This is a genomic window from Streptomyces milbemycinicus (assembly GCF_002154605.1).
GTDB classification, from domain to species: Bacteria; Actinomycetota; Actinomycetes; order Streptomycetales; family Streptomycetaceae; genus Streptomyces; species Streptomyces milbemycinicus.
The window spans coordinates 1-10,537 of the sequence record NZ_MUNE01000448.1; the positions used below are offsets into that span (position 1 = coordinate 1).

Genomic DNA, 10,537 nt, shown 5'->3' on the forward strand with positions numbered 1-10,537 from the left:
CACTGGGGGGTGATCGCCATGAGGGGCAACGCTACGGCCACTGCTAGGGAGACCGCTCGTCCGGCTCCAACTCCGGCTCCAACTCCGGCTCCGGCTCCGGCGTTGGTTCCGGCGTTGGTTCCAGGGACGCCGGATGAATGGGCTGCTTACCTCGCCGACATGGCTCCGGGCCCGCAGACCGCAGTTGTGCTGCCGCTGCTGGATCCGGAGAAGCTGTCCCATGCCGGCCGTATCGACGCACTCAAGGCCCTGGAGCGGCACGCGGCGTGGATCCAGGCGCAGCAGGTCCACATCCTGGCGGCGCTGGACGCTGATGCGCAGGCGGCGTTGCCGGAGGGGAAGTGGAACGAGAGCGTCGAGGGCGAGTGGAACTTCGCCTGTGAGGAAGTGGCCTGTGCGCTGAAGTTGTCGGGGACGACGGCGGCCAAGCGGCTTCAGGTGGCCCGGGAGCTGGACGCGCACTACCCGACCACGCTGGGTCTGCTGGAGCGCGGGGAGATCTGCTACATGCAGGCGGTGGCGGTCACTGAGGCCTGTGCTGTGTTGGACCCGTTGTTGGCCGCGCAGGTCGAGGCGGTGATCGCGGAGAAGATGCCGGGCCTGGCGACCGGGCAGACGCGGCATGCGCTGAGGCGAGAGATCGTGAGGGCTGATCCGTTTGGTGCGGCGGAGCGGCATCGGGCGCGGCGGCGGGAGCGGCAGATGGTCCACTACCCGCAGGATGACGGCATGGCGATGTGGGGCGCGATCCTGCCGGCCGAGCAGGCCGCCAGCATGAACCAGGCCGTGGATGCGCATGCGTCCACGCTGCCGGATGAGGGGCGGACGCTGGAGCAGAAGCGGGTGGACGCACTGTTCGATCTGGTCGTCAACCGCACCAGCGCCGCTGGCAGCACCGGCAACGCCCGGGAGCGGACGTCCGGTGGTCGGGCGGCGGCCGTCGTGCAGGTCACCGTCCCGCTGGATGTCCTGATCGGGGAAAGCGAGGAGCCCGCGCAGTTGAAGGGGTACGGGCCGATCACCGCGGGACAGGCGCGGGAGATCGCGTTCGCCGAGGGGACCATCTGGCGGCGGCTGATCATCGAGCCGAAGACCGGGATGCTGGTCAAGACGGACCCGACGACGTACAAGCCGACAGCGGAAACGGAGCGGCATGTGATCGCCCGGGACGGCCGGTGCACCTTCCCCACCTGCCAGATGCCCGCCCACCGCTGCGACCTCGACCACATCCAGCCATTCGACCGTGACGATCCAGAGGCCGGAGGACAGACCGTCCCCGAGAACCTGGGCCCGTTGTGCCGACGGCATCACCTGATGAAGACCCACCACCCGGGATGGCGAGTCGCCCGGGATCCTGACACCGGGGTCACCACCTGGACCACGCCGACCGGCCACACCTATACCAACCCACCCCACGACTACCTTGAGTAGCCACCCGGTCCGCAGGACAGCCGAACACCATCTCCCTCCCAGTGGTCCCACCCAGCGGAGACACCGGGACCACTGGGAGGGAGCCACAGGCATGCCCTATCGGCGGGCGGCGCCGGACACCCGCTTCGCCCACCGGCAACCGGATCTCCGCCCACCCACCGGCCCGCCGGACGGCCACAGCGCGAGCCCGGCCCCCCTCCGTCCCCGCTGCTGCCCGCTTTGCGCCGAGGCGCGAGACGATGCCCGCACTCGCCCGGGCCGAATGCCGCCCCACGGTGCCAAGGCCGTGCCTCAGCGAAGTGGGGTGCCTGCGGTCTCGCTTGTGTCTCGCCAGGGCGGGGCAGCCCGGAGGAGGGCGTGCTGCGGCCCGGTTGGGTCAGATGATGTGGCCGAGCCCGCCGGCCTTCACGGCCCGTATGAAGGAGCGGAGGGTGGCGGGGGTGGTACGGAGTACGGTGTCGGGCTCGTCGCTCTCCCGCATGTGTATGCCGTGGTCTACGGCGGCGAGTTCCACGCAGTTGTCGCCCTGTCCTTCGCTGAACGAGGACTTCTGCCAGTTGGTGTGCGACATGAGGCCTTCCCTAGTGGGTGTACAGGATGTGCTGGATGAGGCCCCATGAGTCGCGCTTCTCATGGAGCAACGGGGACTCGTCCGCCACCACTGGAGGCAGCGCTCCCTCACTCAGCTCCCTGAATGTAGCGCCGTAGTGTTCGATTGACTCGGCATCGCCCAGACGCAACCGCGCCGACGGATGGTCGGCGACGACCGTTTCCAGGCCGGGGATGCCGATTCCAAGCACCATGAACGGCGTGCTGTACCAGGCGCGTACGCCCACCTCGAACGGCAGAAGTTGAACGGTCACGCCGGGGAGCATCGATGCCCGGATGAGATGGGTGAGCTGCCCCCGCATGATGTGTGGGCTGCCCACCTCCATACGGAGGGCGGCTTCATGGATCACGGCGTGGAAGCTGGTCGAGGAGTCGGCGTCCAGGATGACCTGCCGAGCCTTGCGGAACTGGACAAGGCTGTCGATCTCGTCGGGGGAGGCGTCCGGGCGGGTACTGCGGAAAAGGGCCCGCATGTATGCCTCGGTCTGGAGCAGGCCGGGGATCAGCAGGGTCTCGTAGCTGTGGATGACCGTGGCGCGAGACTCAAGCTCGGCGAGGTCGAGTGCGGATTGCGGGAAGGACTTCCGGTACCCGGACCACCAGCCCTTGCCCTTGTCCTCCGAAAGAGTGACAAGCGCCTCGACGTAGGTTGAACTCGTGCACCCGTATGACTCGCACAGCTTACGCAGCCGGTCGGTCGCAATTGCCGTGCGTCCGCCCTCGACGTGGGTGAGGTGCACGCGCCCCATGTCGATGAGGGCTCCGGCTTCGTTCAGTGTCAGCCCTGCTTGCTCGCGCAACTTTCGCAGCTCGACGCCCAGTCTGCGTTGCCGTTCAGTGGGGTTGGTGCGCAGTGCCAACGGATCTCTCCTCAGCGGGTGGGCCACAGTCTGCCGTTAGGGGGTGAGTCGGTCCACTCGTTCTCGCGAATAGGTTGAACTTGTCATCCCTTATCTCTACCGTGTGTGTGGCGGCAGTCACACAGCGGAGCTGCGTGGTGTCGCCTGAACCCTCACCTACGGAACGCCACGGAGGCGTCTCATGGGAGTACGTACCGAACCGAGCGCGGCCGACCCCGGGAATTCCATCGGCGGAACCGAGCAACTTCCGCACCAATACACCTTGTCCGCCCCCAGCATCGCGATCACGCCCAGGCTGTGCCGAGACTTCGTACGCAACCTGCTCGTGGCCTCCGGACTGGGCCAACTCGCCGACGCGGCAGCGTTGTGCACATCGGAGCTGGTGACCAATGCGTATCAGCACGGCAAGGGAGACGTGCGGCTCGCCGCCACCATCGAGTGCACTCGGGTGCGGGTCGCGGTGCACGACGACAGCCCCGCGTTGCCCTCGCCCCGCCGCGCGGCGAACGACGACATACACGGACGCGGCCTGTTTCTGGTCACCGCGCTCTCGGATGTGTGCGGCCTGACGGTCGACGAACAACTCGACGGCACGGGCAAGGCCGTGTGGTTCGGGCTCAGCCTCCCGCCGGGGGCCAAGGCGTGAACGCCCAGGCCCCCGGCGAGCGGGTCGTCGACATCATTCGGGACGAGTTCGCCGCGCTGGGCGTGTGGCTTCCCGACATACATGCGGACCTTCGTGACCCGCAGCGGCCGCTGTTGGTCGTCGGGACGGTCCCCTTGGGGACCGGCTTCGCGATGCTGCGCGTGCTCGCGGACTACCAGCGGCTGTTGAAGGCTGAGCGAGCCCGGTTACGGCGGAGGGTCTAGTAGACGCTCAGATCCCCAGAACCCGCCGAGCGCGCAGCGTTTCAGGGTGATTGGGGCCGAGGACGCGTTCACATAGCGGAAGGGCTGCTCGCGCCGCACTCTCGGCCTCTGCCGTCCGCCCCGCGCGAGCAAGATAGTCGGCCACCTGGCTGTAGTTCTCCACGAGAAGGGGGCTCTCAGCTGTGAGGGCCTGCTCGCGTCCGGAGATGGCCCGACGGGTCAGTTCAACCGCTTCTTCCCAACGTTCGCGCGCTGCGACTACCTGGCTGAGCAGAACGACAACGCCCAGCGTCATGGGGTGGGTAGGCCCCTGCACGCGTTCCCGATCCGCCAGAACCCGGCGCGTAAGCGGCTCTGCATCTTCCGGGGCGCCCAGTCGAGCGACGCCGAAGGCGTATGCGTGACGGGCGGATAGCGTCGTGGGGTGATCGGCGCCAAGGTGCCGCTCGCAGTCGACGACGGTCTCGGGCGACACTTGTGCGAACTCCTCGTGGTCGCCAGCTGTGGCGAGTTCCTCGATCAGCATCGCCCGGCTGCGCAGCGCCCTGGGATGCTCCACCCCCAAAGCGCTCCGCAGCCCATCCGCCGCGCGGCGCAGCAAGGACAGCGCCTCAGCCCGCCGCCCCAACCTGAACAGCGGCTGCTGGAGTCCGTGACAGGACTCAAGCGTGTCGGGGTGGTCGGGCCCCAAGACGCGTTCACGGACGCGCAGCACCCGGCGATGAACCTCCTCCGACTCCGCGATGCGACCGAGCCGGAACAACGAGCGCCCCGCGCGCTGCAGCGCGCTCAACGCCAGCTGGTGCTCGGCGCCGAGCACCCGTTCCGCCGCCCCCGCGGCCTCCTGGGCCAAGGCTAGGGCGGCGGAGTAGTCACCGGTCTCATGAACGCGTTGAGTGAGGCATATGGCCAACCCCACCACCCGTTCCGCCGTCCTAACGTCTCCCTCGCGCAGCAACCGCACCGTATGCGGCACAAGCAGCGCAACGAACCCGCCCCCGACCCCGCCGTCCGCCGGAAGTGCAGCCTCCAACAGCGTGGCTGCCGCCTCCGTCAGGGCTCGGCGTTGGTCGGCGGGGGTGCCCGAGGCGACGCTGTCGAGGAGTACGCCGTGCACCTGGACGCAGCGCACCGGCTGCTCCCCATCCGTACCGCCCGGCGCGGAGACGATCGCGGCCAGGGAGTGGTCGAGCAGCCCCCGCAACGCCGGTTCGACGCGGGTGGTGTCCAGCAGGCCCGTCGCGCCCAGCGATGCCGGGGCCAGGACCGCGAGCGGCAGCGGGTCCGGGCTCCAGCAGGACAGGAGCCGCAGCAGTGTCGTTGCTTCGGGGAGGCCCTGGTCGACCAGCGCGTCCAGGGACAGCTGCCAGGTGCGGCTGACCAGGTGGCGGGATTCGGGGCGGCCGGAATCGAGGGCCGCGCCCTGGTCGATGAGGCCGGTCGGGTCGGCTTCGAGGCGGTTTCGGTACTCGTCCATGGACCAGGACTCCAGTAGCTGGTGGTGCAGGTAGGACCCCGCGAGGGTCAGGGCGAGCGGGAGGCAGCCGAGGCGGAGGGCGACCTGCTCGGCCGCCGCCGGGGTGCCCGCGTGGGGCGCGAGGTCGCACAGGACCTGGGCCGCGTCCTCGGTGGGCAGCACCCCGACGGGGTGCAGGACGGCGCCCCGCCAGGCGCGCGACGTGGCGTATCGGGTCGTGACCAGCACCGTGCCGCGTGGGCTGGCGCGCAGCCAGCCGCCTTCCTCCAGGATCGCCGGGTCGTCGGCGTTGTCGATCACCAGGAGCCAGGGCTCGGCGGAGTGGTCCAGGTGGTGCCAGACGAGGTCCGCGGCGGCGCGCTGACCGCTGTGCGCGGCGGCCAACTCGCCGGGGGCCGCGCCCCGGTCGGCGGCGACGGCCAGCATGCCTGCCCGCAGGGACAGCCGCTCGGAGGCGTTGACCCACAACCCGACCCGAGCCCCGTCGCGCGCGGACTCCGTGAACACAGCGTGCGCCACCGCCGTTTTGCCGCAGCCGCCCATGCCATGCAGTACGTGGATCTGTCCGCTGTCACCACCCACCGCCGTACGTAATCGCCGCATCAGATCCGCCCGGTCCCGCAGGACGGCCGGGGCACGGCCCACCAGGGGGACGCGTACGGAGTCCGGGCCGGGCCCCGGGGTGGTCGTCCCGGCGAACAGGGACGCGCCGGGGCCGGGCGCGTAGTGGTGCGCGTGGTGGTGGTGTTCGGTGATGTGCTGGTCGCCGGCCGACTGGAAGACCCGTCCGTGTCCGGAGGCATGGCCTTCCGCGTACGGGGGAGGCGGGCCGCTCACCGCTCGGTGATGTGCTGGTCGCGGCCCGCCTGGTAGACCCGGCCGCTGCCGGAGGCCTCGGCCCGCATATGAATGGTGGTGTTCATCGCCTGATCGTTGCCCGGCAGGGCCGGACTCAACTCGTCCAGGATCCGGCGCAACTCCTCGACTACCTCCGGATGCGCGGCGAGGAACCGCCGCATGCGGCCCGCCCACTCCCCGCTCAGCTCGCGCTGGGTCTCCTCGTCCTCCGCGTCACGCGCGGCCAGCAGGTCGTCGTGCGTGGTCTCGAGCTCGCCGTCGATCCCGTCGGCGCGGTCCGGCTGGGCCCGGCGCCATAACGCGACGATCCGCTCCCGGGCGCGCTGCCACGCGTCGGTGGCCATCAGAGTCACCACCGTGGACCCGGCCGTCCGCGCGAGGTCTGCGATCTGCGGCTCCATTCCGCCCCCTGTCCCCATCAGCCGTTTCATCCGTGCCGACGTCGGCTTTTTACGATACGGCGGCCGTGGGGGTGCTGGGGGCGTCGTCAGGCGGTCTCGTCGAGGAGGCGGCGGTGTTCGGCGGGCAGCCGCAGGCGGGCTCCGGCGAGTGCTTCGGCCAGCTGTTCCTGGTTGCTGACTCCGACGATCGGGGTGGCGGCCGGGCTTCCGCCGATCAGCCAGGCCAGGACGATCTGGTTGCGGCTCACCCCGAGCTCCCCGGCCACCTTGTCCAGGGCCGCCAGCCGCCGGGTGGTGCCGGGGTGGTCGTAGGCATCGAGAAGGGGGCGGTCCGGGCGGCTGTAGGAACCGTTCAGCAGGGCGGTGTACACCCACAGGGACAGGTCCGGTTCGCTGTCGACGTAGTCGACGACCTCGTCGGTGACCCAGCCGAACCGGTGGGACTGGTCGGGGACTGGCGCGCCGGGGCGCGGCTGGAGGTAGGAGTGGCGCAGTTGGAGCGCGGTGTATCCGGCCCAGCCGTTGGCCGTGGCGATCTGCCGGGCCCGCTCCACCCGCCACACCGGGTGGTTGGAGCACCCCAGCCGCCCCACGATGCCCTCGGCCACCAGCGCGCCGAAGGCTTCCGCGGACTCCACCAGAGGGGCCGTACGGTCCTCCATATGGGCCCAGTACAGGTCGAGCCGGTCGGTGCCCAGCCGGCGCAGGCTGCCCTCGACGGCGGCCTTGAGCGCTGACGCCGACAGGCCCTCGCGGTTGGCCGGCCAGTCGCCGGGGCCGACGGGTTGGGCGCCTGCCTTGGTGCTGAGGTACATCTGGTCGCGCAGGGAGGGGCGGCGGGCCAGCCACTGCCCGATGACTTCCTCGCTGTGCCCGCCGCGACCGCTCGGGTCGTTCCAGAAGGCGTAGCAGTTGGCGGTGTCGATGAGCGTCCCGCCGGCGTCCGCGAACCGGTCGAGCAGGTTCAGCGACGTAGCGGCGTCGACCTTGGTGCCGAATCCCATGGTTCCGAGCGCGAAGTTCACTTCGGGCACAGCGCGGTCCTTCCCTGGCGAGTGGCAGAGAGATGCATTGCGTGCCGGGCAGCTTGGCAATTGAAGTGCGCTCGAAGGCAAGGCGGTTGCCGGTGCGTCCTCAGTCTTTGCCGATCCGCTTTTCGAACCAGTGGTGGGCGTACGGCTCGTCGTTGAAGGCCGCCACCTCCTGGAAGCCGAAGGAGTGGTACAGGCCGATCGCGGCGTCGAGCGCCTTGTTGGTGTCCAGGCGCAGTACGTCGCGGCCGTGCTCGGCGGCCCGTGTTTCCAGTTCGGCGAGGAACCGGCGGGCCAGGCCGAGGCCGCGGGTGTGGGGCGCGACCCACATGCGTTTGATCTCGGCCGGGGCGGTGGGCGGTAGCTTCAGTCCGGCGCAGCCGACGGGTTCGCCGTGCAGCCGGGCGACCAGGAACAGGCCGTGCGGGGGACGGAGTTCGCCCGCATCGGGCAGCAGGCTGCGCGCGGGGTCGAAGCCGGTCTCGAACCGTTCCTGCAGCTCGGTGAAGTACGACCGCAGGCAGTGCTGGGCGTCGGGGTGGTCCGGGTCGACCGCGTCCACGGTGACGGTTGCGGCGGTCAGCAGCCGCTCGACCTCGGCCATGGCCGCCACCAGCCGGGTGCGCTGGGCGGAATTGAGGGGTTCCAGCAGGGAGCCGGCCAACTCGTCGCTGCGGCGGTCGAGCGTGGCGCGCTCCGCGCGGCCCGCGTCGGTGAGCCGGACGGTGCGCACCCTTCTGTCCTCCGGGTGCGGCTCCAGCGTCACCAGGCCGTCGCGCTCCAGGGCGCGCAGCAGTCGGCTGACGTACCCCGAGTCGAGCCCGAGGCGTTCGCGCAGCCGCCGTACGTCCTGGCCTTGCTCGCCGATCTCCCAGAGCAGCCGGGCCTCGCCGATGGGCCGGTCGCGGCCGAGGTAGTGGTCGTGGAGCACGCCCACGCGTTCGGTGACGGTGCGGTTGAACCGCCGCACCTGGTCGATCTGTGCCACATCCATTCTCTGACTCTAGTCAGGGAATCGTTGAGTCAGTCGGCAGCCGCCCCCGCGGGGTCGGAGGGGAGGCCCGTACGCCGTGGCACGCCGTCGAGTGCCGTGACCGTGACGTCGGTGAGCGATTCGGCGCCGGTGAGCTCCGCGCGGGCGACGGAAACGGCCTCAAGGGAGGAGAGTTCGGCGAGGGGGGTCAGATCGAGTCGGCCCGTCTCCGGGCTGCTGCGGAAGGTGATGCCCAGTTGGCGGAGGTCGGGGAATGACTCGGCGATCCAGGTGGCGTCCAGGTCCGGATAGTAGACGTGCAGATCGAGCCAGGTGATGTGGGCCGGGAAGGCCTGCGGCGGGATGCTGGGGGACTCCAGGTTGATCTTCAGATGCTTCAGCGTCGTCAGGGCGTCCAGGCCGATGGGGAACGTCTTCCCGGACGCACCCACGCGCCACGGGGCGAAGTCGAGGCTTTGGAGTGACAGCGCGGACAGCGGCGTCAGGTCCTGGGCCCTGGAACAGCTGGTCAGGACCAGGGTGTGCAGGCCCGACAGAGGGCTCAGGGCGCTCAGGTCGGTGAGGATGTCATTCCGGTCCAGCCTCAGATGGGTGACCTGGGTGAGCGAGGGGCTGGTGCGCAGGTCGTCCTCGCTGTAGTCGCCGCGCAGCTGGAGTTTGGATACGCCGCCCATGCTGTTCAGCAGCCGCAGGTGTTCCTGTGTCTCGGCGACGAAGTACAGGTCGTCCGGGTCAAGGCGGGCGATCACCTCGGTGAAGTAGCGCTCGCTGTCGAACCGCCCCCAGCTCGCGGTGAGCTGTGAGCGGACGAGCAGCGCGGGGTGGTCGGCGAACCGGGACAGATAGGGGATTGCGGCGTCAGTGCCGATGTGGGAGGCGGTGACCACACAGCAGTAGGCCTGGTCGTCGGTGAGTTCGGCCGGTAGTGGGAGCAGCTGAAGGACCAGGGGACCGGCGTCGGCCAAGGCGCGGGCCGCGGCTGCGTCCTTGGGCGGGATCAGCTCGTCCGCGCGCCGCTTCACCAGGTCGCGGACGTGCGGATCCAGGTCGGCGGCATGCTCGAGGCAGGCCATGGCCAGGAGGTGGACGCGGGTCCGTACGGCGGGGTGTTTGCTGCCTCGTTCGAGCAGCTTGGTCAGCAGCGCACTGCGCTCGCGGGGACGGGCGTGGGCCACCGCCATGCGGAAGACGTCCTCCCATTGGGCGTCGGTGGCACGGCTGATGAGCAGCCCGAGGTCCCATGCCTCCACGACCGCCTTCGCCCCGAGGAAGTCCTGAAAGGTGCGGTGGACGAAGTCGATCGTGCCGACGGACGGTTCGCGGAGCAGACCGCTGCGCAGCAGCAGGTGGTTCAGGATGCGTGGGGCGTCGCCGAGCGCGGCGGCCGAGGGGACGGAGGGGAGCGCGTCGTCGATGATGCGCTCCGCCTGGGCACGGTCGAGCTCCGCCTCGTCGTTGCGGATGAGGTAGTACGCGAGCCGCTGGAGGAGCTGGACCTGCGGCTCCTCGTCGAGTTGGACGTCGCCGGGCGCGTAGATGTGGCGTTCGGTGTCGCGCCGGGCGAGCAGCATGGACAGCGCCGCGTCGTACAGCGCCTTGCGGCCGGGCGGCAGATAGCCGCGGCGCGCCCGGTGCAGGGCGCAGATCAGCCCGCACATGAGGGGGTTGGTGGCGAGGAGTCCGAGGTCCGGCTTGGTGCGTACGGCGGTGTGCAGGGCCGACTGGTAGCCGTCGAGGGCGGTACGGCCCTCGTCCGTACGGCAGGTCGCGCGGGCGGCGTCGTGCCAGCGGTCGATGAAGGCGCCGAGGTCGTCGTGGCCCATGGGGGCCAAGGCGAACTCGGCGAAGCCTTCGGTCTCCAGCCAGTTGTCGGCGACGGCGGAGGGGCGGGAGGTGACCAGCCAGAGGTTGTCGGGGTAGGCGAGGAGCAGATCGCTCAGCCAGACGCGGGTGCGCTCCCGGTCGCGCTCGGGGATCTCGTCGATGCCGTCGATGAGCAGCAGCCC

At 70.1% G+C, this 10,537-nt stretch carries 10 protein-coding genes; 3 read left to right on the forward strand and 7 right to left on the reverse strand.

The genetic code is table 11. The features are described from left to right. Positions 1-159: 159 nt before the first annotated feature. Complete coding sequence (locus CCN51_RS32655; RefSeq protein WP_014178543.1) at positions 160-1,431, forward strand: HNH endonuclease signature motif containing protein; 1,272 nt, start codon at positions 160-162, stop codon at positions 1,429-1,431. Between the two features lie 376 nt (positions 1,432-1,807). Here the strand turns inward: CCN51_RS32655 and CCN51_RS32660 are convergent, their stop codons facing one another. After that, positions 1,808-2,002 (reverse strand): DUF397 domain-containing protein, encoded by a 195-nt coding sequence (locus CCN51_RS32660; protein WP_014178544.1) that lies wholly within the window; start codon positions 2,000-2,002, stop codon positions 1,808-1,810. A gap of 10 nt (positions 2,003-2,012) precedes the next feature. Next, a complete protein-coding gene (locus CCN51_RS32665; RefSeq protein WP_014178545.1) occupies positions 2,013-2,900 on the reverse strand; it encodes a helix-turn-helix domain-containing protein in 888 nt (295 codons plus the stop codon). Between the two features lie 181 nt (positions 2,901-3,081). Here CCN51_RS32665 and CCN51_RS32670 point away from each other — a divergent pair, with 181 nt between their 5' ends. Together CCN51_RS32670 and CCN51_RS32675 are read left to right on the forward strand one after the other, a co-directional pair. After that, entirely contained in the window at positions 3,082-3,546 is a 465-nt protein-coding gene (locus CCN51_RS32670) for an ATP-binding protein (protein ID WP_014178546.1), read from the forward strand. Then, positions 3,543-3,770: a hypothetical protein gene (locus tag CCN51_RS32675; RefSeq protein ID WP_086860424.1), complete on the forward strand. Its 228-nt coding sequence runs from the start codon at positions 3,543-3,545 to the stop codon at positions 3,768-3,770. Before CCN51_RS32670 ends, CCN51_RS32675 begins: the two co-directional genes overlap by 4 nt. 7 nt (positions 3,771-3,777) lie before the next feature. Here CCN51_RS32675 and CCN51_RS32680 read toward each other — a convergent pair whose 3' ends face one another. The 5 genes from CCN51_RS32680 to CCN51_RS32700 all read right to left on the reverse strand — a co-directional run. Continuing rightward, positions 3,778-6,084, reverse strand: coding sequence for a tetratricopeptide repeat protein (locus CCN51_RS32680; RefSeq protein WP_014178548.1), 2,307 nt, complete (start codon positions 6,082-6,084; stop codon positions 3,778-3,780). Beyond that, a complete protein-coding gene (locus tag CCN51_RS32685; protein ID WP_043491114.1) occupies positions 6,081-6,506 on the reverse strand; it encodes a hypothetical protein in 426 nt (141 codons plus the stop codon). The genes CCN51_RS32680 and CCN51_RS32685 overlap by 4 nt, the downstream gene beginning before the upstream one ends. 86 nt (positions 6,507-6,592) lie before the next feature. Then, entirely contained in the window at positions 6,593-7,540 is a 948-nt protein-coding gene (locus CCN51_RS32690) for an aldo/keto reductase (protein WP_014178550.1), read from the reverse strand. A 100-nt stretch (positions 7,541-7,640) separates the two neighbouring features. After that, positions 7,641-8,531 carry a bifunctional helix-turn-helix transcriptional regulator/GNAT family N-acetyltransferase gene (locus tag CCN51_RS32695; protein ID WP_086860426.1) on the reverse strand — a complete coding sequence of 297 codons (891 nt, stop codon included), beginning with the start codon at positions 8,529-8,531 and terminating at the stop codon, positions 7,641-7,643. A gap of 29 nt (positions 8,532-8,560) precedes the next feature. Beyond that, positions 8,561-10,537, reverse strand: a 1,977-nt coding sequence (locus tag CCN51_RS32700; protein ID WP_086860428.1) for an NACHT domain-containing protein, incomplete at its 5' end; no start/stop codon positions are given.